25 protein-coding genes are annotated in these 24,944 nt (G+C 68.5%); 8 read left to right on the plus strand and 17 right to left on the minus strand.

Annotation, left to right across the window (positions count from 1 at the left end):
- Window positions 1-2: 2 nt before the first annotated feature.
- Window positions 3-566 carry a TetR/AcrR family transcriptional regulator gene (locus tag RCP37_RS11570; RefSeq protein WP_065041140.1) on the plus strand — a complete coding sequence of 188 codons (564 nt, stop codon included), beginning with the start codon at window positions 3-5 and terminating at the stop codon, window positions 564-566.
- Between the two features lie 101 nt (window positions 567-667).
- Here the strand turns inward: RCP37_RS11570 and RCP37_RS11575 are convergent, their stop codons facing one another.
- The 4 genes from RCP37_RS11575 to trxA form a co-directional block, all read right to left on the minus strand.
- Complete coding sequence (locus RCP37_RS11575) at window positions 668-868, minus strand: helix-turn-helix domain-containing protein (protein ID WP_308483273.1); 201 nt, start codon at window positions 866-868, stop codon at window positions 668-670.
- 111 nt (window positions 869-979) lie between these two features.
- Window positions 980-2,617: an ABC-F family ATP-binding cassette domain-containing protein gene (locus RCP37_RS11580; RefSeq protein ID WP_308483274.1), complete on the minus strand. Its 1,638-nt coding sequence runs from the start codon at window positions 2,615-2,617 to the stop codon at window positions 980-982.
- Between the two features lie 88 nt (window positions 2,618-2,705).
- On the minus strand, window positions 2,706-3,539 hold the full coding sequence (locus tag RCP37_RS11585) for an enoyl-CoA hydratase (protein ID WP_308483275.1): 834 nt from the start codon (window positions 3,537-3,539) through the stop codon (window positions 2,706-2,708).
- 26 nt (window positions 3,540-3,565) lie between these two features.
- On the minus strand, window positions 3,566-3,940 hold the full coding sequence (gene trxA, locus RCP37_RS11590; protein ID WP_308483276.1) for a thioredoxin: 375 nt from the start codon (window positions 3,938-3,940) through the stop codon (window positions 3,566-3,568).
- Between the two features lie 177 nt (window positions 3,941-4,117).
- On the opposite strand from trxA, the gene RCP37_RS11595 reads away from it, so the two are divergent.
- Entirely contained in the window at window positions 4,118-4,771 is a 654-nt protein-coding gene (locus RCP37_RS11595) for a DUF5666 domain-containing protein (protein ID WP_308483277.1), read from the plus strand.
- A gap of 24 nt (window positions 4,772-4,795) precedes the next feature.
- On the opposite strand, the gene RCP37_RS11600 is transcribed toward RCP37_RS11595, so the two are convergent.
- The 9 genes from RCP37_RS11600 to RCP37_RS11640 all read right to left on the minus strand — a co-directional run bounded on the left by RCP37_RS11600 (window position 4,796) and on the right by RCP37_RS11640 (window position 13,899).
- A complete protein-coding gene (locus RCP37_RS11600) occupies window positions 4,796-6,529 on the minus strand; it encodes an amidohydrolase (RefSeq protein WP_308483278.1) in 1,734 nt (577 codons plus the stop codon).
- Between the two features lie 100 nt (window positions 6,530-6,629).
- Window positions 6,630-7,454 carry an MBL fold metallo-hydrolase gene (locus RCP37_RS11605; RefSeq protein ID WP_308483279.1) on the minus strand — a complete coding sequence of 275 codons (825 nt, stop codon included), beginning with the start codon at window positions 7,452-7,454 and terminating at the stop codon, window positions 6,630-6,632.
- A 2-nt stretch (window positions 7,455-7,456) separates the two neighbouring features.
- Window positions 7,457-7,798: a metal-sulfur cluster assembly factor gene (locus RCP37_RS11610; protein ID WP_024443391.1), complete on the minus strand. Its 342-nt coding sequence runs from the start codon at window positions 7,796-7,798 to the stop codon at window positions 7,457-7,459.
- Window positions 7,795-8,310 (minus strand): Fe-S cluster assembly sulfur transfer protein SufU, encoded by a 516-nt coding sequence (gene sufU / locus RCP37_RS11615; RefSeq protein ID WP_308487047.1) that lies wholly within the window; start codon window positions 8,308-8,310, stop codon window positions 7,795-7,797. The genes RCP37_RS11610 and sufU overlap by 4 nt, the downstream gene beginning before the upstream one ends.
- Complete coding sequence (locus tag RCP37_RS11620; RefSeq protein ID WP_308483280.1) at window positions 8,297-9,559, minus strand: cysteine desulfurase; 1,263 nt, start codon at window positions 9,557-9,559, stop codon at window positions 8,297-8,299. Before RCP37_RS11620 ends, sufU begins: the two co-directional genes overlap by 14 nt.
- 3 nt (window positions 9,560-9,562) lie before the next feature.
- Window positions 9,563-10,351 carry a Fe-S cluster assembly ATPase SufC gene (sufC, locus tag RCP37_RS11625; RefSeq protein WP_308483281.1) on the minus strand — a complete coding sequence of 263 codons (789 nt, stop codon included), beginning with the start codon at window positions 10,349-10,351 and terminating at the stop codon, window positions 9,563-9,565.
- Window positions 10,352-10,385: 34 nt separating this feature from the next.
- The gene (sufD, locus tag RCP37_RS11630) at window positions 10,386-11,579 is read right to left on the minus strand and encodes a Fe-S cluster assembly protein SufD (RefSeq protein WP_373693005.1); all 1,194 of its coding nucleotides are present in this window, start codon (window positions 11,577-11,579) and stop codon (window positions 10,386-10,388) included.
- Window positions 11,580-13,025, minus strand: a complete 1,446-nt coding sequence (gene sufB, locus RCP37_RS11635) for a Fe-S cluster assembly protein SufB (protein ID WP_308483282.1) — start codon at window positions 13,023-13,025, stop codon at window positions 11,580-11,582.
- 67 nt (window positions 13,026-13,092) lie between these two features.
- The gene (locus RCP37_RS11640; protein WP_373693179.1) at window positions 13,093-13,899 is read right to left on the minus strand and encodes a helix-turn-helix transcriptional regulator; all 807 of its coding nucleotides are present in this window, start codon (window positions 13,897-13,899) and stop codon (window positions 13,093-13,095) included.
- A 160-nt stretch (window positions 13,900-14,059) separates the two neighbouring features.
- On the opposite strand from RCP37_RS11640, the gene mptB reads away from it, so the two are divergent.
- Genes mptB through RCP37_RS11660 form a run of 4 tightly spaced genes read left to right on the plus strand, consistent with a single transcriptional unit; the run spans window position 14,060 to window position 18,467 of the window.
- Window positions 14,060-15,754, plus strand: coding sequence for a polyprenol phosphomannose-dependent alpha 1,6 mannosyltransferase MptB (gene mptB / locus RCP37_RS11645; RefSeq protein WP_308483283.1), 1,695 nt, complete (start codon window positions 14,060-14,062; stop codon window positions 15,752-15,754).
- Entirely contained in the window at window positions 15,751-16,689 is a 939-nt protein-coding gene (locus tag RCP37_RS11650; RefSeq protein WP_308483284.1) for an ABC transporter ATP-binding protein, read from the plus strand. Before mptB ends, RCP37_RS11650 begins: the two co-directional genes overlap by 4 nt.
- Window positions 16,686-17,474, plus strand: a complete 789-nt coding sequence (locus tag RCP37_RS11655; protein WP_308483285.1) for an ABC transporter permease — start codon at window positions 16,686-16,688, stop codon at window positions 17,472-17,474. Before RCP37_RS11650 ends, RCP37_RS11655 begins: the two co-directional genes overlap by 4 nt.
- 57 nt (window positions 17,475-17,531) lie before the next feature.
- On the plus strand, window positions 17,532-18,467 hold the full coding sequence (locus RCP37_RS11660; protein WP_308487050.1) for a COX15/CtaA family protein: 936 nt from the start codon (window positions 17,532-17,534) through the stop codon (window positions 18,465-18,467).
- Here the strand turns inward: RCP37_RS11660 and RCP37_RS11665 are convergent.
- Window positions 18,423-19,124, minus strand: a complete 702-nt coding sequence (locus RCP37_RS11665; protein WP_308487051.1) for a DcsG N-terminal domain-containing protein — start codon at window positions 19,122-19,124, stop codon at window positions 18,423-18,425. The genes RCP37_RS11660 and RCP37_RS11665 overlap by 45 nt on opposite strands.
- Window positions 19,125-19,155: 31 nt before the next feature.
- Between RCP37_RS11665 and RCP37_RS11670 the strand changes: the two genes are divergently transcribed.
- A complete protein-coding gene (locus RCP37_RS11670) occupies window positions 19,156-20,139 on the plus strand; it encodes a quinone oxidoreductase family protein (protein WP_308483286.1) in 984 nt (327 codons plus the stop codon).
- 16 nt (window positions 20,140-20,155) lie between these two features.
- Here the strand turns inward: RCP37_RS11670 and RCP37_RS11675 are convergent, their stop codons facing one another.
- Both RCP37_RS11675 and RCP37_RS11680 read right to left on the minus strand, forming a co-directional pair.
- Window positions 20,156-21,745, minus strand: a complete 1,590-nt coding sequence (locus RCP37_RS11675) for a PPE family protein (protein WP_308483287.1) — start codon at window positions 21,743-21,745, stop codon at window positions 20,156-20,158.
- Between the two features lie 62 nt (window positions 21,746-21,807).
- Window positions 21,808-23,355 carry a PPE family protein gene (locus tag RCP37_RS11680; RefSeq protein WP_308487052.1) on the minus strand — a complete coding sequence of 516 codons (1,548 nt, stop codon included), beginning with the start codon at window positions 23,353-23,355 and terminating at the stop codon, window positions 21,808-21,810.
- Window positions 23,356-23,524: 169 nt separating this feature from the next.
- Here RCP37_RS11680 and RCP37_RS11685 point away from each other — a divergent pair, with 169 nt between their 5' ends.
- Entirely contained in the window at window positions 23,525-24,004 is a 480-nt protein-coding gene (locus RCP37_RS11685; RefSeq protein WP_308483288.1) for an NUDIX hydrolase, read from the plus strand.
- On the opposite strand, the gene RCP37_RS11690 is transcribed toward RCP37_RS11685, so the two are convergent.
- A complete protein-coding gene (locus RCP37_RS11690) occupies window positions 24,001-24,924 on the minus strand; it encodes a heme o synthase (RefSeq protein ID WP_308483289.1) in 924 nt (307 codons plus the stop codon). The two genes, RCP37_RS11685 and RCP37_RS11690, sit on opposite strands and share 4 nt — an antisense overlap.
- Window positions 24,925-24,944: the final 20 nt, after the last annotated feature.

The following is a 24,944-nucleotide window of genomic DNA, read 5'->3' on the forward strand; positions in this document are numbered from 1 at the left end:
TGATGCCCAGGGTCAGCGAGGATCACCTGGCGGCCCGGCGCCGCCAGATCCTCGATGGCGCGCGACGCTGCTTCGCCGCTTACGGTTACGACCAGGCGACGGTGCGGCGACTGGAGCAGATGATCGGGCTATCGCGCGGGGCGATCTTCCATCACTTCCGCGACAAGGACACGCTGTTCTTCGAGTTGGCGCGCGAAGACGCGCAGCGGATGGCTGATGTCGCCTCGCGCGAGGGCCTGATCGGCGTGATGCGCGACATGCTGGCCGCGCCGGAGCAGTTCGACTGGTTGGCCACTCGGCTGGAGATCGCCCGCAAGCTGCGTCACGATCCGGAATTCAGCCGCGGCTGGGCGGAGCGGTCGGCCGAATTGGCTGCTGCCACAACGGATCGACTGCATCGCCAGAAGCAGGCCGGCCGACTGCGCGACGACGTCCCCGGTGACGTGCTGCACTGCTATCTGGATCTGGTGCTCGACGGCCTGGTCGCGCGCCTGGCGTCGGGCGAAGATCCGCAGCGGCTATCTGCGGTCCTCGACCTTGTCGAGGATTCGGTGCGGCAGAGCTGATTTCGCGGCTGGCCGCTTTCCGCACCGAGCGTGTACTCAGAACGAATTTCTCGCCGAAATCTCGCCCTGAGTACACGTTCGGCGAGTTGCGCGCAGTAGCGCTAGCGCGATCGGGTGCGGTGGTTGGGCCCACCGCGGCTGCGCATCGCCGCACCCGACTCACGCAGCATGCTGTGCACCGAGCCGTACGATCGGCCGGTCGACGCCGCCAAAGTCCGGATACTCGCCCCGCCCTCATAGGCGCTGCGCAACGCGTCCAGCTGACGATCGCGTTGCTTGTTCGGTTTCGTCGTCGTTGCCACGTCCCCTCACCATCCCCTCGCCGCCTTGACGGCTTCAGCGTAGGAAGCCGACGAGGCGATCGGGCGGGTTTGGCTGAAATACAGGGGAATCGGGACAGCTGGCCGCGCTTGCTAGGCGAGCTCGATCAGGTCGCGGTAGTCCGCAGACCAATGATCCTCGGTGCCGTCGGGCAGCAACACCACCCGCTGCGGGTCGAGCGCCTCCGCGGCGCCCGGGTCGTGGGTGACCAGCACCACCGCACCGGCATAGCTGCGCAGCGCATCGAGTACCTGCTCGCGTGATGCCGGGTCGAGGTTGTTGGTCGGCTCGTCGAGCAGCAGCACGTTCGCGGTGGAGGCCACCAGTCCGGCCAGCGCCAGTCGGGTCTTCTCACCGCCGGACAGTGTGCCGGCCGCTTGCTCCAGCTGCGGCCCGGTGAACATGAACGCGCCCAAAAGTCCCCGCAGATCCTGCTCAGAGGTGTCGGGGGCGGCATGGCGGATGTTCTCCCACACGCTGGCCGCGTTGTCGATGGTGTCGTGCTCCTGGGCGAAGTAGCCGATCTTGCAGCCGTATCCGGGCTCGAGCTGGCCGGCGTCGGGGGTTTCGACGCCGGCGAGCAGTCGCAGCAAGGTGGTCTTGCCGGCTCCGTTGAGTCCCAGCACCACCACCCGCGATCCCCGGTCGATGGCCAGGTCGACACCGGTGAAGATCTCCAGCGAGCCATACACTTTGGTCAGCCCAGAGGCCATCAGCGGAGTTTTCCCGCAGGCCGATGGGGTCGGGAACTTGATCTTGGCGACCTTGTCGGCCACCCGCTCGTCGTCGAGTTCGGCCATCATTCGCTCAGCGCGGCGCAACATGTTCTGCGCCGCAACGGCTTTAGTCGCCTTGGCACCCATCTTGGCGGCCTGCGCGCGCAGCGCTCCAGCTTTGCGTTCAGCATTGGCCCGTTCCCGGCGGCGACGCTGCTCATCGGTCGCCCGGGCGTCGAGGTACTTCTGCCAGCCCATGTTGTATACGTCGGCCTCACCGCGCACCGCGTCGAGGAACCACACCCGGTTGACCACGTCGGCCAACAGATCCACGTCGTGGCTGATCAGGACCAGCCCGCCGCTGTGGTTCTTCAAAAAGTCACGCAGCCAGCCGATCGAGTCCGCGTCGAGGTGGTTAGTCGGTTCGTCGAGCAGCAAGGTGGTGTCCGAGCCCGCGCCGCCCGCGCCACCCTCGCCCGCCGCGAACAGGATCCGGGCCAGTTCCACGCGGCGGCGCTGGCCACCGGACAAGGTCCGCAGCGGCTGGGTCAGCACCCGGTCGGGCAGTCCCAAGCTGGTGCAGATCCGGCCCGCCTCGCTTTCGGCGGCGTAGCCGCCCAGTGCGGCGAATCGCTCTTCGAGCTGGCCGTAGCGGCGGATGGCGCGGTCGCGCTCGGTTTCGTCGACCACCTCGGCCATCAGCACCTGCTGCTTCTCCAGGTCGGCCAGGATGGCATCCAGGCCACGAGCTGACAGCACGCGATCGCGCGCCAGGACGTCGAGGTTGCCCTCCCTGGGGTCCTGCGGCAGGTAGCCGACCTCGCCGGTGCGGACGATGGTGCCGGCATAGGGCTCGCCCTCACCGGCCAGAATGCGCAGCGTGGTGGTCTTGCCGGCGCCGTTACGGCCGACCAGACCGATCCGGTCTCCGGGCTGTACCCGCAGCACCGAGTCAACCGAGTCGAGCAGGGTGCGCGCTCCGGCGCGGACCTCCAGGCCCGTTGCGGTGATCACGCCCGCCACTCCTCCTCATCGCTCCGCAAGCTCCGCTCTGCATCGTCGCTGGCGGTGATCACGCGCGCGTACTCCTGTCGTGTTCTTGCTACTTATCGTCAGTGAAAGCCGGTGGGCGTTTCTCGGCGCGCGCAGCGACGGCTTCCTCGAAGTTGCTGGTCAGCAGGCGCACGTAGAGCTGTCCGAGCCCCTCGGCCTGCATGTGCCCCTCCAGACTACCGGCGTCGAGTCCGCTCCAGAGCGTCCGCTTGGTCAATTCGGCCCCCGGCCGGGAGAAACCGGCGATCCGCTCGGCCATGTCGTAGCAGGTGTCCAGCAGGTCCGGCTGCTCCACCACGCGCGAGACCAGGCCAATTCGTTCGGCCTCGGCGGCGTCGACGTCGCGGCCGGTGAGCATGATCTCGAACGCCCGCGACGCCCCGATCGCCCGGGGCAGCAGGTAACTCAGCCCCAGCTCACTGGCCGTGAGCCCGTTGTTGATGCCGGCGGCCCGGAAGTAGGCACCCGACGCGGCGACCCGGATGTCGGCCGCCAGCGCCAGGCACAGGCCACCACCGATGGCCGCCCCGTTGACGGCGGCGATCACCGGCTGGTGCAGGCGCCGCAGCCCCAGGATGATGTCGTCGAGCAGTTCCATCGACCGCAACCCGAACGTGGGCCGGGTTAATCCTGCGACGTGCGGCACCGAACCCGCGGACTTGTGGTCGGCACCCGAGGAGAACCCGCGGCCCGCCCCGGTCAGCACCACCACCCGCACCGAGTTGTCATAACTGACTTCAGCCAGCACGTCGCGCAGCGGAACCATGACGTCGAACGCCATGGAGTTCATCCGCTCCGGGCGGTTCAGCGTGATGAGGGCGACGTGCGGACGGGGACGTTCGACTTTGACGAACTCGGAGCCGAACTTGGATTCGGAAGACACGGATGCACGCTATCGCGTGCGCGGCCTCAGACCTGGTCGGGCTTGCCCGCAGCGGCCTGCTCGGCCAGGGCGGCTTCGACGTCGAGATCCTTGACCTGCTGGACCAGGTTCTCCAACGCCGCGGCGGGCAGTGCGCCGGCCTGGTTGAACACCAGCGTGCCCTTCTTGAACGCCATCAGGGTGGGAATGGACCGGATCTGGGCGGCGGCGGCCAGCTGCTGCTCGGCTTCGGTGTCGACCTTGGCGAACACCACGTCGGGGTGCTTCTCGGAGACAGCGGCGAACGTCGGCGCGAACGATCGGCACGGCCCGCACCAGGACGCCCAGAAATCGACGAGCACGATGTCGTTGTCGGCGATGGTTTCTTCGAATTTCGCTGCGGTGAGGTCTTGAGTTGCCATGATTGAGCCAACGCCCGGATACGCCGCGGTGTTCCCGGACCCCGTCGCGCATGGCCCGAGTCGTCTACACAGCGGGCTCACAGCTGGAAGCTAGCTGCCCGCTAACTCGACCATCGACGGTGGTAGCACCGGCCGGCGGCACCCGCCGCCGCCGATATCAACGAACGGAGACTGCCGATGTCCCCCCGCCCGAGCACACCCACCCAAACGATCCGCGCTCTGACCGGAGCGACGGCGCTGTTCGCGGCCGGACTGTTCGTCCCGGCATTGGCTCACGCCCAGGGCGACCACGTGATGGGTTCGGTCTCCTCGGTGTCCGGCAACACCTTCGAGGTGGCCCGCTCATCCGGCACCACTACCGTTTCGCTGACCAACGAAACGCGGATTTTCGAGTCGGTGCCCGCCCAGCGCGGCGAGATCACCGCCGGCACCTGCATCAAGGCCGGCGCCGGACCCGACAGTGCTCCGGCCGACAGTGGCGCCATCACTGCGAAGTTCGTGGCGATCAGCACCACCGTCGACGGCAAATGCCCGCAACGGCCCGCAGCGGCTGCCGACGCCCCCGCGCCCCCGAAGCCGCACCGCGGCGTCCGCGGTGTGGTCGAATCCGTCTCCGGTGACACCCTGACGATCAGCGGCCCGTCCGGGCCGACCACGGTCACGGTCAACGACAGCACCCACTTCCGCCGGATGGTCGCCGTCAGCGCGCCGTCGATCAGTGCCGGCAAGTGTGTCGCCGCCGGCGGGACCAAGGACGGCGACGGCGTGCTGCAGGCGAGGCGCGTCACCGTGTGGGCCGGCGACGGCAACTGCCCCGAGCCGCCCGCGTAGCGGGCCTCGGCGGCACCGCAGCCGCTACCCCAGCACCTTCCCGTAGGTCTGCCGACCCATCAGGTAGGTGGCCTCCACTGCCACGTCGCGCAGGTCTTCCGGCGGAACCCGGCGAGGGTTGTGCGACAGCACCACCAGGTCGGCGTACTTGCCGGGTTCCAGGCTGCCGATCTCGGTGTCCAGCCGCAGTTGCCAGGCGGCGTTGAGGGTCTGCGCCTTGATCGCCGCATCGACGCCGATGCGCTGCTCGGGGGCCAACACCCGGCCGCTGCCCTTGGCGATCCGGTTCACCGCGGTGGCGATGTTGCCCAGCGGGTTGGGCGGGGTGACGGTGCCGTCATTGTGGAACGAGAGCCGCAGTCCGGCGTCGACAGCCGAACGCGCCGACATCCAGTGCGAGCCGTGATCGAGACCGAATAGCTTGTCCACCAACACATCTCCCCAGAAATAGATGTGTTCGATGAACAGGCTCGGGGTGATTCCCAGCTGTGCGGCCCGCGCGAACTGATCGGGCCGCATGGCTCCGACGTGTTCGATCCGGGGCCGTAGCGCCGGCGGCGTGCGCGCCTGTTCGAACGCGTCCAGCACCACGTCGATCGCGGCGTCGCCGTGCACGTGGCAGGAGACCTGCCAATGCTGATCGACGAACGCCTTGGTCAGTTCCTGGATCTGCTCGGGCGGGTAGTTCATCCTGCCGCGGTGGTCGGGACCCAGGCCCATGTTCGCGGTGGTGGCGTTGGTCAGATACGGGAAAGTGGTGAAGATGTTGCCCTGCCAGGGCGAACCGTCCGCCCAGATCTTCATCCCGATCTTGTCGAACAGCACGTCGGCGCGGGCCCGCTTGCCGCGAACGTTCTTCGAATCCGCGGCCAGTTCCGCGGTGCCGATCTCATAGGCACGCACCCGGACCGCGCAGTCGGCCTGCTGGGCGAGCTTGCCGAACACCTCCGATTGCGCACGCGCGTCATAGGAATGTTCGGTGGCCGTGGCGATTCCCGCGCGCGCGAGTTGGGCGTAGGCCCAGCGCAGATTGTCCCCGGCGTTGGCCATGATCGCGCCGGAGAACGGCGCGACCAGCGCCATCACCGCCGCCGCCTCGCGCACCTCGCCGGTCAGCTGACCGTCAGGTCCGTGGATGTACTGCGCTCCGGCCGGGTTGGGGGTGGTCTTGGTGATGCCGGCCGCGGTGAATGCGGCGGTGTTGCCGTAGGCGGCGTGGCCGCTGTTGGAGATGATCACCACGGGGTTGTTCGGGGCGAGCCGGGTCAGTTCGGTCCGGGTGAAGGGCTGCAGTCCGGTCTGCAGCAGCGGATCGACCCCGTTGAGCAGAATCGGCTGGCCCTTCGGGGTGTCCGCCACGGCCTCGGCCAGCTTGGCGAACACCCCGTTCGCGGTGGGGACGGTGAAGGGACGCACGTCGATGGCCGGCGGAGCCAGGGTGGAGCCCATCTCGAAGGGATGCCCATGCGGCTCCACGAACGCCGGTAGCAGCGCCCGGCCGCGCAAGTCGATGACGATGGTGCCCGACCCGCGCAGTCGCAGTACCTCGTCGGTAGTGCCGACCTGGCTGATCCGCCCGCCGGTGACGGCGAGTGCTTCGGCTTCCGGAGCGCCGGGTGCCACAGTCACCACCGGGCCACCAATGAAAATGGTGTCGGCCCCCGGCCCCCGTGATCCGCACGCGGCGAGCCCACCGACCGCTGTGCCCGCCGCCGCGGCAGCCATCCCGGCCATGAACCGTCGTCTGCTTGTCGTCACCGTGTCCGCTCGTTTTCAGTCACAGCCACGCGACGAGTATGGCAGCGCCCGCCCCCCGGGCCGCCGGCCGGGACACTTGACAACGCTGACCGTTCCCGCGTCAGGTGAGGTCGTCGTGGTCGCCGCGCGCCCACGCGGCGTGACGGTCTGCCGAGAACCGGATCGCGGCCACCGCATCGGTGTCGATGGTGTTGGTGTGCAACCCGTAAATGCGGTCGAACCGCAGCTGTTCAAAGGTGCCGGCCATCCGCTGGGCGACGGCGGCCGACAGCGGAATCCGGTTGGGATAGCTGCGCAGAAATGCCACGGTGCGCCGGTCGGGGTTCGGGAAGACGGTGTCGCCGACCAGCAGCACCCCGCGACCGTCGGCACCGGCGTCCCAGCACGCGACGGAGCTGCCCGGAAAGTGGCCGCCGACCTGAATCAGGGTCAGCCCATCAGCGAGCTCCAGGTGGCCGGACCAGTATCGGATCGCCGGATCCGGACGCATCACCCACTGTTTGTCGGCTGCGTTGACATACACCGGCACCCCGCCGAGTCGCCGGCTCCATTCCACCTGGGCGCCGAACATGTGGGGGTGGCTGGCGACGACACCGAGCACCGGGCCCCGCTCGAGCGCCGCGGCGACCCCGGCGTCATCGACGAATCCCGAGGGATCCCACAGCATGTTGCCGCTGGGCGTACAGACCAGCTTGCCCAGTTGACCGATTGCGAGTGGCGGATTGCTCCCGATGCCGATCAGCCCGGGTTCCAACTCAAAGGTGTAGGACTGCATCCCCTCGGCGGCCAGGTCGTCCAAGGTGGTCCAGTGTTGGCCGTCCTGCGGCACCCATTGCCGGTCGTCCTCGCAGATCGCACACACCTGCGGTGTGGCATCGTGTTCGACACCGCAGGTCCGGCACAGCCAGAACTCGGATGCCGGCACGGTCAGACCGTGAAACCGACTGCGCGCATCATCTCGCGGCCCTCATCGGTGATCTTGTCCGGTCCCCAGGCCGGCTCCCAGACCCAGGACAGGTCGACCTTCTTGACCAGGCCGGCGCCCACGGTGGCGTTCTCGACCTGCTCGGCGATCATGTCCTGCAGCGGGCAGGCCGGCGAGGTGAGGGTCATGGTGACGACCGCGGCCGCCCCGTCCTCGTCCTGCCGAATCGACAGGTCATAGACCAAGCCCAGGTCCATCACGTTGATACCGATCTCGGGGTCGATGACGTCGTGCATCGATTCCTCGACTTCGGCGAGCAGCTCGTCCGGTCCCAATTCGCTCATCGATTCATCTCCTGGGTTGTCCCACTGACGGATGCCAGCGTTTGTTCCTCTGTCTTCGCGAGCGCCTGCGCCAGCGCATCTTTGAACGCCATCCAGCCGAGCAGTGCGCACTTGACCCGCGCCGGGTACTTGGCCACCCCGGCGAACGCGATGCCGTCGCCGAGCACGTCCTCGTCGCCTTCCACGGTGCCGCGTGACGACACCATCTCGTGGAACGCGTCGAAAGTCGTCAAGGCCTGTTCCACCGTCAAACCGATCACCTGGCTGGCCAGCACGGAGGTAGCAGCCTGCGAGATCGAGCAACCCTGCCCGTCGTAGGAGACATCGGCGATCTGCGTACCGTCGGGCGACACCGCCACGCGCAACGTCAGTTCGTCACCACAGGTGGGGTTGACGTGGTGCACCTGCGCGCCGTAGGGCTCCCGCAGGCCGCGATGCTGCGGATGCTTGTAGTGATCGAGGATCACCTCTTGATAGAACTGCTCAAGACGCAACGTCTCACACTCCCCCAAAGAATTCCACGGCCCGGCGGACACCCGCCAGCAGGCGCTCCACCTCCTCGTGGGTGTTGTAGACCGCGAACGAGGCGCGGGCGGTGGCAGCCACATTGAACTTGCGGTGCAACGGCATTGCGCAGTGGTGGCCCACCCGCACAGCGACGCCGTCGTCGTCGAGCACCTGCCCGACGTCGTGCGCGTGCACCCCGTCGATCACGAACGACACCGGTGAGCCGCGATCGATCGTGGTGGTCGGCCCGACGATGTGTACCCCGGGAATGCCGGCGAGGCCCTCGAGTGCGGCGGCCACCAGCTCACGTTCGTGGGCGGCCACCACGTCCATCCCGATCGCATCGAGGTAGCGAGCGGCCGCGGCCAACCCGACGACCTGCGAAGTCATCGGCGTGCCTGCCTCAAAACGTTGCGGTGCCGGTGCGTAGGTGCTCGACGCCATCGTGACCGTCTCGATCATCGATCCACCGGTGAGGAACGGCGGCAGCGCCGCCAACAGCTCCCGCCGGCCGTAGAGCACCCCGATCCCGTTGGGCCCCAGCATCTTGTGCCCGGAGAAGGCAGCGAAGTCCACCCCCAGCGCGTGGAAGTCGACCGGCTGGTGCGGAACGGACTGGCAGGCGTCGAGCACGGTGAGCGCACCGACCGCGCGGGCCCTGGACACCAGCTCGGCGACCGGGGCCAGCGCACCGGTCACGTTCGAGTGATGCGTGAACGCAACGACTTTGACCCGCTCGTCGAGTTCCAGCGAGTCCAGGTCGATGCGCCCGTCGGGCGTCACCTCGTACCACTTCAGGGTCGCCCCGGTGCGCCGCGCCAGCTCCTGCCAGGGAATCAGGTTGGCGTGGTGTTCCAGTTCGGTGGTGACTATGACATCACCCGGGCCGACGGCCGCCTCGAAGCGGTCATCGCCGAGCACATAGGACACCAGATTCAGCGACTCGGTGGCGTTCTTGGTGAACACCAGCTCGTCCGGCTCGGCGCCCACGAAGCGCGCGATCGCCGACCGGCCGTCCTCGTAGGCGTCGGTGGCCTCCTCCATCAGCTGGTGTGCCCCGCGGTGCACCGCGCCGTTGGAGTTCAGCAGGAACTGCCGCTCGGCGTCGAGTACCGGAACCGGACGCTGCGAGGTGGCCCCGGAATCTAGGTAGGCCAGCCGGCTCCCGCCACGCATGACACGGTTCAGGATCGGGAAATCCGCCCGAATCGCGTCGAGGTCCGGCCCCGCCGGACGACTGACCGAGAGTGTCATGTTCTAGGCCTCCGCCACTGCCGCCTCGGCGGTGAAGCGCTCGTAGCCGTTCTCTTCCAGCTCGTCGGCCAGCTCCGGTCCACCCGATTCGACGATCCGCCCGCCGGCGAAGACGTGTACGAACTGCGGCTGGATGTAGCGCAGGATGCGGGTGTAGTGCGTGATCACCAGCACGCCACCGTTCTCGGCCTCCTGGTAGCGATTCACTCCTTCGCTGACCACCCGCAGCGCGTCGACGTCCAGGCCGGAGTCGGTCTCGTCGAGGACCGCGATCTTCGGCTTGAGCAAGCTCAGCTGCAGGATCTCGTGGCGCTTCTTCTCACCGCCGGAGAAGCCCTCGTTCACGTTGCGCTCGGCGAACGCGGAGTCGATGCCCAACTCGGCGAACGCCGCGCGCTGTTCCTTGATCCAGGCCCGCAGCTTCGGCGCCTCACCACGCACGGCGGTGACCGCGGTGCGCAGGAAGTTCGACATCGACACCCCGGGCACCTCGACCGGGTATTGCATGGCCAGGAACAGGCCCGCGCGCGCACGCTCATCGACGCTCATCGCCAGCACGTCCTCGCCGTCGAGGGTGATCGACCCCGACGTCACGGTGTACTTGGGGTGCCCGGCGATCGCGTAGGACAGGGTGGACTTGCCCGACCCGTTCGGCCCCATCAGGGCGTGTGTCTCACCGGAGTTCACCGTCAGGTCGACCCCGTGCAGAATCGGGATGTCCGCCGTGCCGTCGTCGCCGGCGCCGCCGGGCGACACACTCACATGCAGGCCCTTGATTTCCAGTGTGCTCATTGCTGATTCGTGTCCTTAGGTGATGCGTTCGGGTTTATGGGTTCTCGGTGACCGCGAGTTCACGCTCGACGGCCTCGGTGAGGCGCTCTTGCACAGCCGGAACGGGGATCTTGGCGATGATCTCGCCGAAGAAGCCGCGCACGATCAGGCGCCGGGCCTGCTCTTCCGAGATGCCGCGCGCCTGCAGATAGAACAACTGGAGATCATCGAAACGTCCAGTCGCACTGGCGTGCCCAGCCTGCACGATCTCGCCGGTCTCGATCTCCAGGTTGGGAATCGAGTCGGCCCGGGCGCCGTCGGCCAGTACCAGGTTGCGGTTCACCTCGAAGGTGTCGGTGCCGACGCCGCTCGCGCGGATCAGCACATCGCCGACCCAGACGGTGTGGGCGTCCGGCAGCGCCGAAGCCGGGTCGCCCTGCAGCGCGCCCTTGTAGAGCACGTTCGACCGGCAGTTGGGCTGGGCGTGGTCGACCAGCAGGCGCGATTCGAGGTGCTGGCCGTCGTCGGCGAAGTACAGGCCCAGCATCTCGGCGTCGCCACCGGGACCGTCGAAGCGGACCCGGCCGGTCAGGCGTACCAGTTCGCCACCGAGCTGCACGGCGCTGTGGCGCAGCACCGCGTCCTTGCCCAGTGCCGCATGGTGCATGGTGACGTGCACCAGGTCCGACGCGGCGTCGGCGATCCAGACCACGGTCAGCTGTGCGCCGTCGCCGACCACGAATTCGACGTTGTCGGCGTAGGTTCCGCTGCCCCGCACGTCGATCACGACGGTTGCCCGTGACAGTTCCTCGGCACGCAGCTGCAGGTGGCCGTAGGCCGTCGCTCCGGCACCCGGGCCGGTGACCGTTATCTCAATGGGCTCCTCAACGCTGGTTTCCTTGGGCACGGTGACCACCGTCGCCTCACGAAACGCCGAGAAGGCCTGGGCCGCAATGCGGTCCGCGGGCACACCCGCAGCACCCAGCCGGTCGTCGCCGCGCGTGACCGTGTCGATCCGCACGGCATCCGAGCCGAGGACCTCGATGGTGGCGGCCGCATCGGCGACTGCGGAGCCGTCGTGCAGGCCGCGCAGCCGACGCAGCGGGGTGAACCGCCACACCTCATCGCGGCCGTGCGGCACCTCGAACGCCTCGACGTCGAACGAGGTGAACGCGGTGCCCTTGGTGCCACCTTCGACCGCTGCGGTCAGGTTGGCCGCCGGGGCGGACGTCAAACCAGGGGAAGTCACCTAGCCCACCGAGCCTTCCATTTGCAGCTGGATCAGCTTGTTGAGTTCCAGCGCATATTCCATCGGCAGTTCCTTGGCGATCGGCTCGACGAAGCCGCGCACCACCATCGCCATCGCCTCGTCCTCGGTCAGGCCGCGGCTCATCAGGTAGAACAGCTGGTTCTCGCTGACCTTCGACACGGTGGCCTCGTGGCCGACGGTGACGTCGTCCTCACGGATGTCGACGTAGGGGTAGGTGTCGCTGCGGCTGACGTTGTCGACCAGCAGCGCATCGCATTTCACGCTCGACTTGGCACCGTGCGCGCCCTTGTGGATCTCCACCAGGCCCCGGTAGGAGGACCGACCGCCGCCGCGCGCCACCGACTTGGAGACGATGTTGGACGACGTGTTGGGCGCCAGGTGCAGCATCTTGGCGCCGGTGTCCTGGTGCTGGTCTTCGCCGGCGAACGCCACCGAGAGCACCTCGCCCTTGGCGTGCTCGCCGGTCATCCAGACCGCCGGGTACTTCATGGTGACCTTGGAGCCGATGTTGCCGTCGACCCACTCCATGGTGGCGCCGGCCTCGGCCCGGGCCCGCTTGGTCACCAGGTTGTAGACGTTGACCGACCAGTTCTGGATGGTGGTGTAGCGGCAGCGGCCGCCCGGCTTGACGACGATCTCCACCACCGCGGAGTGCAGCGAGTCCGACGTGTACACCGGCGCGGTGCAGCCCTCGATGTAATGCACATAGGCGTCTTCGTCGATGATCATCAGCGTGCGCTCGAACTGGCCCATGTTCTCGGTGTTGATCCGGAAGTAGGCCTGAAGCGGGATGTCGACGTGTACACCCTTGGGCACGTAGATGAACGATCCCCCACTCCACACCGCGGTGTTGAGCGCGGAGAACTTGTTGTCTCCGGCCGGGATCACCGTGCCGAAGTACTCACGGAACAGCTCCTCGTGCTCCTTGAGCGCGGTGTCGGTGTCAAGGAAGATGACCCCTTGCGCCTCAAGGTCTTCGCGGATCTTGTGGTAGACCACTTCGGATTCGTACTGGGCGGCCACGCCACCGATGTAGCGCTGCTTCTCGGCCTCGGGGATGCCCAGGCGGTCGTAGGTGTTGCGGATGTCATCGGGCAGGTCGTCCCAGGTCTGGGCCTGCTTTTCGGTGGACCGCACGAAGTACTTGATGTTGTCGAAGTCGATGCCGGACAGATCCGAACCCCAGTTGGGCATCGGCTTCTTCATGAAGGTCCGGTAGGCCCGCAGGCGTGCCTCGAGCATCCACTCCGGCTCGTTCTTCTTCGCCGAGATGTCGCGCACCACGGCCTCGGAGATACCCCGCTGGGCGGCCGCACCGGCGGCGTCGCTGTCGGCCCATCCGAATTCGTACCGCCCCAGCGACGCGATCGTCTCTTCCTGGGTCGGCTCCGCGGTTGCTTCGGTGGCCTCCGGCGTGAGTGTCATGGTGACGCTCCTTCGGTTTTCGTGATGGCTTCGGCGCAGGGTGTGCGCCGAAGGTCGGTCGGTACTGCTAATGCTGTTTTTTGGCGGTCGCGGCGGCGCCGGACTTGCCGGCCTTCGCGACCTTGGCGCTCCGGTTGGTCAGTGGCACATGGGTGGTGCAGACGTAGCCGCCGTCGGCGATGGTCGCCAACCGCTGCACGTGGGTGCCCAGCACCTCGGCCATCGCCTGTCGCTCGGCCCGGCACAACTCCGGGAACTCCTTGGCGACGTTGGCCACCGGGCAGTGGTGCTGCAGGATCTGCACCCCCGGTACGCCACCGTCCACCCGCGCGGTGGTGGCGGCATAACCGGCCTCCGTCAGTGCGCCGGCGATGCGTTGGGCGGTGGCTTCCAGGTCGCCGTCGTCGGTACCGCTGCCGGCTGCGACGGCCGCGACCTTGGCCAGGATGGTGTCGATGCGCTGTCGGGCGAAGTCGACCACCGCGTCCTCGCCGCCGATCTCGCGCAGCTGGCGCATGGCGGCCACCGCGAGGTCGTCGTAGCGGTGGCCCAGCTTGCCGCGGCCGGCTTCGGTCAGCTGGAACCGCTTCGCCGGACGCCCGCGGCCCACTTGCTGCCAGGATGCCGCCGCGTGTGCCTCGGCGTCACCCATCTCGATCAGGGCATCCAGGTGGCGACGCACCCCGGCGGCCGACAAGCCCAGCTGGGCGCCGATCTCCCCCGCGGTGATCGATCCGGATTCCATCAGCAGGCGTACCACCGCGTGACGCGTGTCGTGGCCGCTGGCGACTTCGGCCGCCAGCGGGGTGCCTGCCATAACCGCACCGCCGGGGCGTTGCCCGGCGGTTTCGGTGGTGGCCTTCACCTCCCCCATTTCGGAGGCCTCGAATTTCACAACACCAGTGTGACGCAATTCCAGGGCCCGGTCTAGAAAGGGTTACCTCAGTTCAGGGCAGATCGGCCGTTGCGCTGATCACATCCCGCGCGGCGCCGGGCATCCCCGGGCATCGGAGAGCGGCCGTTACGCTGCTGGGATGGCCTTCCGCCGGCATTCGCTGAGCACGTCGATCGCGCACCTGCACGGCGACGAGCGCACCGTCGGCTCCCCGCTTAATGCCGCTGAGCTGGTCGCCTTGCGACGAACCCGGCTGTTCGGTGCCACCGGCACCGTGCTGATGGCCATCGGCGCGCTCGGGGCCGGTGCGCGGCCGGTGGTGCAAGACCCGACCTTCGGGGTTCGGCTGCTGAATCTGCCGTCGCGGCTGGCCACGGTGGCCCTGACCATGACCACCACCGGCGCGGTGATGATGGCGCTGGCCTGGCTGATGCTGGGGCGGTTCGCGCTGGGAAAGCGGCGGATGTCGCGCAGCCAGCTCGACCGCACCTTGCTGCTGTGGATGCTGCCGCTGCTGGTCGCCCCGCCGATGTACAGCAAGGACGTCTACTCCTATCTGGCACAGAGTCAGATCTCTCGGCTGGGTCTGGACCCCTACCGGGTGGGCCCGGCACCGGCACTGGGCCTTGACCACGTCTTCACCCTGTCCGTGCCCAGCCTCTGGCGGGAGACGCCGGCACCCTACGGGCCGCTGTTCTTGTGGATCGGTCGGGGAATTTCGGCGCTGACCGGGGAAAACATCGTCACCGCGGTGCTGTGCCACCGGGTGGTGGTGCTGCTCGGTGTCGGATTGATCGTGTGGGCGGTGCCGCGCCTGGCGGCGCGCTGCGGGGTCGCCGAGGTCAGCGCCCTGTGGCTCGGTGCGGCCAATCCGCTGTTGCTGATGCACCTGGTGGCCGGCATCCACAACGAGGCATTGATGCTCGGACTCATGCTGACCGGCACGGAGTTCGCCTTGCGCGGGATCACCTCGGCACAGCCCCTGCTGCCCTCGCTGCGCGCGCATCCCAACCGGCAGGTTCATGCGGACTGGGCTCCGCTGGCCGGGCTGCTCATCGGCGCGGTGCTGATCACACTGTCATCGCAGGTCAAGCTGCCGTCGCTGCTGGCACTCGGTTTTGTCGCGATGGCGCTGGGCTGGCGGTGGGGCGGCGACCTGCGGGCGTTTCTGCTGGCCGGTACGAGCATGGCCGCGCTGGCGGCGGCGGTGACGGGCTTGATCGGCTGGGCCAGCGGGCTGGGCTTCGGGTGGGTGTTCACCTTGGGCACGGCCAACGTGGTGCGCAGTTGGATGTCGCCGCCAACGCTGATCGCCCTCGGCACCGGCCAGGTCGGGATCTTGCTGGGACTGGGTGATCACACCACCGCGGTGCTGTCGCTGACCCGTGCCATCGGTGTCCTGATCATCGCGGTGCTGGTGGTGTGGCTGTTGTTGGTGGTGTTCAATGGCCGGCTGCATCCGGTCGGTGGCCTCGGCGTTGCGCTGGGCATCACCGTCCTGCTGTTCCCGGTGGTCCAGCCGTGGTATCTGCTGTGGGCGATCATCCCGCTGGCAGCCTGGGCGACCCGCCCGAACTTCCGGATCGCGGTGATCGCCGTAACCCTGGTGGTGGGCATCTTCGGCCCGACCGCCAACGGTGACCGTTTCGCCCTGTTCCAGATCGTGGACGCCACCCTGGCCAGTGCCGTCGTGGTGCTGGGGTTGTTCCTGCTGACCTATCGGCGGCTGCCGTGGCGTGAGTTGCCTGCCGAAGCTGACACCCGCAGTGCACCGGTCGAGGAACAGACCCCACGGCCGGCCGCCGCCACCGACGCTTACGCTGATTCTCCGTGAACTCAGCTGTCGCGGTGCGCTTGCGCGGAGTGCGCAAGCGTTACGGGACCGGTCCGTCTGCGGTCGATGCGGTCGCCGGCCTTGATTTCGACGTACAGACCGCCGAAGTGTTCGCCCTCCTCGGCCCGAACGGCGCCGGGAAGACGACCACGGTCGAGATGTGCGAAGGCTTCGTCCGCCCGGACTCCGGAACCATCGAAGTGCTCGGCTTGGACCCGGTCGCCGACAATGACCGGCTTCGGGAGCGCATCGGGGTGATGCTGCAGGGCGGCGGCGGCTACCCGGCCGCCCGCGCCGGGGAGATGCTCAAGCTGGTCGCGTCGTATTCCGCCAACCCGCTGGACCCGCAATGGCTGCTGGACACCCTGGGGCTGACCGATGCGGCACGCACCACCTACCGCCGGCTCTCCGGCGGGCAGCAGCAGCGCCTCGCCCTGGCCTGCGCACTGGTCGGCCGGCCGGAGCTGGTGTTCCTCGACGAGCCGACCGCCGGCATGGATGCGCACGCCCGCCTGCTGGTGTGGGAGCTGATCGACGCCTTGCGCCGCGACGGCGTGACGGTGGTGCTCACCACGCACCACCTGCGTGAGGCCGAGGAGCTGGCCGACCGGCTGCTGATCATCGACCACGGCGCGGTGGTCGCCGCCGGCACGCCGGCGGAGTTGACCCGCAGCGGCGCCCAGGGGCAGCTGCGGTTCACCGCGCCGCCGCGACTGGATCTGTCGTTGCTGATCACGGCGTTGCCGGAGGGCTATCGGGCCAGCGAGGTACTGCCCGGTGAATACCTCGTCGAAGGAACCGTCGATCCCCAGGTGCTGGCGACCGTGACCGCCTGGTGCGCCCGCATGGACGTGCTGGCCACCGCGCTGCGGGTCGAGCAGCGCAGCCTTGAGGACGTGTTCTTGGAGCTGACCGGACGGGAGCTACGCGCATGAGTACCGAGCAGGTCTTCGCGCCCGGCACCTTCACCCCCGACCCTCGTCCGGCCAGCGTGCCGGCGATGCTGGCCGCGCAGTACCGGCTGGAGTTGACCCTGCTGCTGCGCAACGGCGAGCAGCTGCTGCTGACGATGTTCATTCCGATCACCCTGTTGATCGGGCTGACGGTGCTGCCGCTGGGTCCGTTCGGCGAGGGACACGCCGAACGCGCCACCACCGTGCTGCCGGTGATCATGTCGCTGGCAGTGATCGCCACCGCATTCACCGGCCAGGCGATCGCCGTGGCCTTCGACCGGCGCTACGGAGCCCTGAAACGACTGGGCGCCACGGCGCTACCGGTCTGGGGCGTCATCGCCGGCAAATCTCTGTCGGTGGCCACGGTCGTTCTGCTGCAGTCGGTGCTGCTCGGGGCGATCGGCGCTGCGCTGGGTTGGCGTCCGACGCTGGCCGGCCTCGGCCTGGGCGCGGTGATCATCGCGCTCGGTACCGCCTGTTTCGCGGCGTTGGGTCTGCTGCTCGGCGGCAGCCTGCGCGCCGAGATCGTGCTGGCCGGCGCGAACCTGATGTGGTTCGTGTTCGGCGGGTTCTCCGCGCTGACGGTCGAGACCGACCTGGTGCCCGGCACGGTCCGCTGGCTCGCCCGGCTGACCCCGTCGGGGGCGCTCACCGAGGCGCTGGCACAAGCGCTGAGCGTCTCGATCGATTGGTTCGGTATCGCGGTGGTGGCGGTGTGGGGTGTGTTGGCGGCCGTCGGTGCCGTGCGATGGTTCCGGTTCAGCTGACCTACTACGGGATGTAGTTACCGATCCTCTACGATCAGGCCCGTGGGACGGTTCCTGATGCGCCTGGTAGACCTGCTACCCGAACCGGGCCTGCGCACCCAGCGATGGCTGGCTGCCGCGGTCGTCTTCACGCAGGGATTCATCTCGGTCACCGGCGCGATCGTTCGCGTCACCGCGTCCGGATTGGGCTGCCCGACCTGGCCGCAGTGCTTCCCGGGCAGTTACGTGCCGGTGGCCGTCTCGGAAGTTCCGCGGATTCATCAGGCCATCGAGTTCGGGAACCGAATGGTCACCTTCGCGGTCGTGATCACCGCGGCGCTGGCCGTACTGGCCGTGATCCGGGCCCGTCGGCGTACCGAGGTACTGGTCTACGCCTGGCTGATGCCCGGCTCCACGGTGTTGCAGGCGGTGATCGGCGGGATCACCGTACGCACCGGGCTGGCGTGGTGGACGGTGGCGGTGCACCTGCTGGTCTCCATGCTGATGGTTTGGCTGGCGGTGCAGTTCTACGCGAAGGTCGGCCAGACCGATGACGCGTCGGCGGTGGTGACTTACCGGGTCCCAGCGCCGTTGCGCGGGCTGACCGCGCTGTGTGCCGTCACGCTGGCCGCGGTGCTGGTGACCGGCACCTTGGTGACCGGCGCCGGCCCGCACGCCGGCGACAGGAGCGCGGCCCGCACGGTGGCTCGCCTCAAGGTGGAGGTCGCTACGCTCGCCCACCTGCATGAGTCGCTGCTGATCGGATTCCTCGGTCTGTTGGTGGGCCTGGCCTTCGGGCTGGCTGCGGTGCAGGCGGCCAAGCCGGTGATGCGCCGGCTGGCGGTGGTCACAGCCCTCACGTTGGCGCAGGGGCTGATCGGCGTGGTCCAGTACTTCACCGGTGTACCTGCGGTGCTGGTCACTCTGCACGTGGCGGGTGCGGTGCTGGTGACCGGCGCGACCGCGGCACTATGGGCGTCGCTGCGCCAGCGGACCCAACCCGAGTCGCTCTAGCGCCGCGGCGACCTCGACGGCGAAGCGGCGCTGCGCCCGGTCTCGTTCGTCGGCGTCGAGCTCGCTGAAACCCAATTGCGGCGCAATCAGATCCAAGCCGACCAGTCGCGCATCGGCGCCGGTTCCGGCTACCTCGACCCGCGCGTAGAGCAGCTCTTCGATCCGGATGCTCAGGCGCTCGGCGGCCGAACGCAGCGCGGCACGCCCGACATCCCACAGTTCGAAGTGCGGGTCGGAGCCCGCGGCGCCGAACGCGTGCGATCGGCCGGCACCGAAAAACACCAGCGTGCTCAGCTCGGTCGGTGGCGGTCCCGCCAACGTCGGCACCCCGTCACACTGCAGGTCGGCCAGGTACCGACGGTCGGCGTTCCAGGCCACCGCCTCCGGCGGGTTGAGCAGGTGGGCCACCCGCGTCGTCCACTTCGTGAATTCGGCATGCCGGGCTGGGCCGCCACCGGCCGTGCGCAGGATCACCAGGTCGGCTTCCAGCGTCTCCGGGTCATCCCAGGGCAATCGGCGGGCATGCAGACCGCGGTGGCGCAGCGCCGCGACCAGGCCGGCGTCATCGTCGGCTTCGACTCCATCGTGGTGGCCGCGCGGCGAATCGACCGCCAGCACGATGCGCGGATGGAAGATGTCGGGCCGGGCCAGCTTCATGCAGACCTCACATTCGGAGATGATAGTCACCATGCACGCCGTGGAAGTGGCCGCGACCGGCGGTCCAGAAGTTTTGAACCTGGTCGACAGGCCTCAGCCCTCCCCTGCCTCCGGTGAGGTGTTGATCCGGGTCGATGCCGTCGGGGTCAACTACATCGACACGTACTTCCGCTCCGGGGTCTACCCCGCCGCGCTGCCGTTCGTGGTGGGCAATGAGGCCGCGGGTACGGTCGCCGAGGTCGGCGCGGGAGTGACCGCCTTGGCGGTGGGTGATCGCGTGGTGACGGCGGCAGCGACCGGCGCCTACGCCCAGTACTGCACGGCCCCAGCGTCTTTGACCGCCCCCATCCCCGACGGCGTTGCGGCCGACGTGGCCGCGGCCGCGCTGCTCAAAGGCCTGACGGCGCATTACCTGATCAAGTCGGTGTATCCCATACAGTCCGGCGACACCGTGTTGTTGCACGCCGGCGCCGGCGGCGTGGGACTGATCCTGACCCAATGGGCCACCGCGCTCGGGGCTCGGGTGATCACCACGGTGTCGAGTCCGTCCAAGGCCGAATTGTCCGTGCAAGCCGGTGCCGTGGAGGTGCTCGACTACCCCGGCTCAGCCCCTGAAGACGCCGCGGCGTTCGGCGCCCGGGTCCGGGAGCTGGTCGACGGCGGGGTGGTCGCGGTGTACGACGGGGTGGGCGCGGCGACGTTCGACGCCAGCCTGGCGAGCCTCGCTGTCCGGGGCACCTTGGCGCTGTTCGGCGCTGCCAGCGGTCCGGTTCCGCCGGTCGACCCGCAGCGGCTCAATGCCGCGGGCTCGGTCTACCTGACGCGTCCCAACCTGGCTCACTTCACCCGTACCGCACCGGAATTCACCTGGCGCACGGGCGAACTGTTCGAGGCGATCGGCAACGGCACGATCGCGGTGACGGTCAGCAGGCGCTACCCGCTGGCCGAGGCGGCCCAAGCCCACCGCGATCTGCAGGGCCGCCAGACGGTCGGCTCGATCGTGCTGGACGCCTAGCGGGTATTGGGGTTCTCTAGCCCGCGTCCCAGGTCTCGGGCAGCAGCGGCTGCCGCGGGCCGTCGGCGAATTCGGCTGTTGCCACCCGGGTCAGGCCCGTCGGCCGGGATTGCTCGGCGCGTGCGGCGCCTGCGCGGCCCAGCTCGCCGGCGCCGTGATCCGAGGCCGGTGTCGGTCCCCAATCCGGGCTGACGCCGACCGTCAGATCCATCACGGCGTCATCGTGGCCCGGCCTGGTCTTGCGGCGGCGCAGCCGCGTGGACCGGCGAGCAGCCTCTGCCGCCTGCGCCGAGGCCGCATCGGGGGTCGGCGACTTCCTTCTGGCCGCAGCCGGGGCGCCGACGTGCGCACCGAGCCCCGAGCCGTAGTCGATGCCCGGCCCACCACCGATCAGGTAGGGCATCAGCGGCGCGCTCGCGGGCACGGCCGCCGGCGGCGCGGGTGGCGGGGCCGGCGGGCCCGCACTGGCCGGGACGGACGCCGGTGGTCCGGCGGGCGGGCTGGTGGGTGGTGCCATCACCGGCGAACCAACCGCGACGCTCGGAACGTCCGCGACGACCACCGGTGGCGCCGGCGCTGCGACCACCCCCGGCGCCGGCCCCAGTCCGGCAAGGCCGGCGAGCCCGCTCAGGGCGCCGGCGGGAGCGACCACGGCACCCGCCGCGGCGACGAACAGCGCCGGAGACTGGCTGATCGTCGTCGCCAGCTGGGCGATGTGGGTTGGCCAGTCGAAGAGCGCCAGCGCCACGAAGTACTGCAGCGCCGGGATGATCTGGCTCGGGTCCTGGCTGATGTAGAGGAAGTCCTCGAACAGCTCCAGGGACCTGGCCATGTACCACATCGGGTCTGCGGCGTTGACGTAGAAGTCGTAGACCTGGCCATTGAGGGTGCCGGCGGCGGGATTCCAGTTGATCCCGAAGTTCTGCAGGAAGTGCGAGACGGCGGTGGTCAGGGCGTTGGAGACCATCGGATCATGGGCGGTCACACCGTCTTGGATGCCTAGGGCCTTCAGGATCGGCTCGAGGAAGTCCAGCAGTCCTTGCAACGGGTTTTGCCACGATGAGGGAGGTGATGAGTCGGCGGCCGATTTCTGGATCGGAACGGTCGCGCTGACGCCGGGAGTCGCTGCCGCCGAGGTTTCGGAGACTGCTTCATAGGTCGCCATCGTAGTGGCGGCCTGCACCCACATCCGGAAGTAGTCGGCCTCGTTGAGGGCAATGGGAATGGTGTTGATCCCAAAGAAATTCGTCGCCACCAAGACGCCGTGGGTGGCGTGATTGGCGGCCAACTCCGGCAATGTCGGCATCGCCGCAAGCGCGGCCGTGTAGGCCGCCGCCGTCTGTTCGTGGACTGCCGCCATCCGGGCGCTGTCGACACCGGCGCGGTACAGCCACGACAGATGCGGCAGGTGCGCCGCTTGATACTGCTCAGCGGCGACACCGCGCCACAGCCCGGCCGCCACCGATGCCAGCAGTGCGGTCAGATCCTGCGCCGCCGTGGTGTATGCCACGCTCAGCGACGACCATGCACCCGCGGCCGCGAGCAGCGGTCCGGGACCGGGACCGGTAGTGAGCAGCGTCGCGTGCACCTCAGGCGGAGACGCCATCCACACGGACCCGAACACAAGGATTTACTGTAGCGAATCCAAGGTTTCGGCTTCCCGAACTCCTACCCTTTTTTGTCCGGCCAGCTGCCTGGCAGCAGGGGCATACGCGGTTCGTCGTCGAATGCGCCGCCGGACGACACGGTCAAACCCCCGGCCGGAGCGCCTCCCCGGACCAGCGTCCCGGTGAATCCGGTCACGCCGCGAGATGACGCAGTCACGCTCGGATCGGCCGGGTCAGCCCAGTCCGGTGTCACCTCGACGTTGAGGTCCATGAAGGCGTCATCGGGCCGGCGCAGCTTGGTGCGTCGACGGCGTCGGGTCCGCTGTTGGTCGCGTTCGGCCGCGGTCGCAGCAGCGGCAGCCGCCGAACCGCGCGGCTCGGAGGCCTTGCGCGACGCCCCGGCGCCCACGGGCATTCCAGACCCGGTACCGATGCCGGGCGGGCCGAGCAGGTATGGAGGAAAGAACGGCGCACCACCTGGCGGCGGGGGCGGCGGCGCCGGCGCCTGGCCGCCGATGCCTGCCGCCGCGGGCGCCGGAGCTGGAGCCGGAGCCGGAGCCGGCGCAGACGGGATCGCCGGCGCCGGACCCCCTGCCGAGCCCGATCCGACCCCTAAGGCATCGGGAACGGTGTCCAGTGGCAGCGGCGCGAGAGGCTGCGGAAGACCCGCCAATCCGGCCAGCCCGGCGAGACCTCCTATCGCGCCCACCGGGGCGACCAGCACGCCGATCGCGGCGGCGAACAACTGGGGCGACTGGGCCAGCCAGGAGCCGATCTCGGCGAGGTGTGTCGGCCAGTCGAACTCGGCGAGCTGGACCAGGTATTGGAACGCCAATGCGGGGTTCTGCTGGAAGTTCACGCCGAGCTGCTGAAAGTCCTCCCACAGTTCCAGTGCCCGCACCAGCCAGAACATCGGCTGGTTGGGATCGACGTACTCGTCGTAGGGAATCCCGTTCATCATGGCGTGCGCGGGATCCCAATTGATCTGCCCGTTGCTGGCGGTCTGCAGAATCTTGGCGATCAGCTGATCCAGCGGATCGTTGACGGTGGGGTCGGTGCCCTCGTCGCCATCGGCGGGTTGAGCGTCGGCTTTGAGGATCGGAGGCGCCGGCGGGGTGTGCGGCACCGAGGCCACCGCCGCGCCACTGACCGCTTGGTACGTTGCCATCGTCGTTGCGGCCTGCACCCACATCCGCACGTAGTCGGCCTCGTTGAGGGCAATCGGAATGGTGTTGATGCCAAAGAAATTCGTCGCCACCAATACCCCATGGGTGGCGTGATTGGCGGCGAGCTCCGGCAACGTCGGCATGGCGGCCAGCGCGCTGACATAGGCACCGGCGGCCGCCTCGTACTGGGCCGCGGTTGCCGCACTGTCCGCGCTGGCCTGAGTCAGCCACGCCAGGTAGGGCGAGTGCGCGCTCGCATACGCCTGCGCACTCGGGCCTTGCCACGCGCCGGCCTCAACCGAGCCCAGCAACGCCTGCAGTTCATCAGCGGCGTCGGCGTACTCAACTTCCAGCGCCGACCATGCCGAAGCGGACGCCAGCAGCGGTCCGGGCCCCGCTCCGGCGCTCAGCAACGCGGAGTGCACCTCGGGCGGAGATGCCATCCACGCCGGCGCCGGTGCGGTCACCGGCGGCCGTCCGCCAAGCTGTTGAACATGGTTTTCATTATCGGCAATTGAATACCCGCGGCGGGCGCCTGCGCAAGAGACTCCACCTCCGCGTTGCCCCCGACGACGGAGAGAAGTTAATGACAACTCTGGCACGATCAGTCACATGCCGACTCCGCAGTTCATCGTCGACCTCCGCAGCCATATCGGTCATGCCCCGCTGTGGCTGATCGGCGTGACGGCGGTGGTCATCCGTGGCGACGAGGTGTTACTCGTCGAACGCGCCGACAACGGCATCTGGGCGCCGGTGACCGGGATCGTCGACCCCGGCGAAGAGCCGGCTGACGCCGCCGCGCGCGAGGTCGCCGAGGAGAGCGGCGTCACCGCGATGCCCGAGCGGCTGGCCTGGGTGCACGTCACGCCGCCCGTCACCCACGTCAACGGTGATCAGGCGCAGTACCTCGACCACGTCTTCGTGATGCGCTGGGTGGCGGGAGAGCCCTACCCCGCCGACGACGAGAGCACCGACGCGCGCTGGTACCCGCGCACCGCGCTGCCCGACATCCCCGAGCGGATGCGGAGCAGGATCAACGCCGCGTTCGACGCGGGCACCGAAACCCGGTTCGAATGGAGCGCGGGGTCCTAGAACAGGGTGGGCAGGCCGATAGCCGAGTCCACCGCCAGCGCGCAGAAGACCAGCGCCAGGTAGTTGTTGGACTGCAGGAACAGCCGCAGCGGCTTGACCGGCTCGCCGCGACGGACGCCCGCGTACAGCTGATGGGCCATGGCCAGGAACCACGCGCCGGCCAGTACCGCGACCGCCGCATACAGCCAGCCTGCGGCGGGCACCAACGCCAACGTCGCCAGCACCGTCGCCCAGGTGTAGACCACGATCCGGTGGGTGACCACCTGCTCGCTGGCGACCACGGGCAGCATGGGCACCCCCGCCGCCGCGTAGTCCTCCTTGTAGCGCATCGCCAGCGCCCAGGTGTGCGGCGGCGTCCAGAAGAAGATCACCAAGAACATCACCAGCGCGGGCCAGCCGATGGTGCCGGTGACCGCCGACCAGCCGATCACCACCGGCATGCAGCCGGCCGCCCCGCCCCACACCACGTTCTGGGAGGTACGCCGCTTGAGCATCATCGAGTAGACCAGCACGTAGAACGCGATGGTGGCCGTGGCCAGTAGGCCCGACATCAAGTTCGTGGTACGCCACAGCCACATGAACGAACCGGCACCGAGCGCCAGGCTGAACACCAGGGCGTTGCGGGTCGGCACTGCCTCGCGAGCCAGCGGACGGCGCGCCGTGCGCTTCATCACCTTGTCGATGTCGGCGTCGACCACGCAGTTCAGCGCGTTGGCGCTGGCAGCGGCCAGCATCCCGCCGATCAGCGTGTTGAAGATCAGCAACGGATTCACCGTGCCGCGGTCGGCCAGCAGCATCGCCGGAATGGTCGTGACCAGCAGCAACTCGATGATTCGGGGCTTGGTCAGCGACAGGTACGCCAACAACGTGCTGCGCACAGCGCGTATTCGGCGCGGCTCAGCGCGCTCGCGAATACTCACGTGATGACTCCTAGGATGGC

This window comes from Mycolicibacter sp. MU0102, assembly GCF_963378105.1.
GTDB classification, from domain to species: Bacteria; Actinomycetota; Actinomycetes; order Mycobacteriales; family Mycobacteriaceae; genus Mycobacterium; species Mycobacterium holstebronense.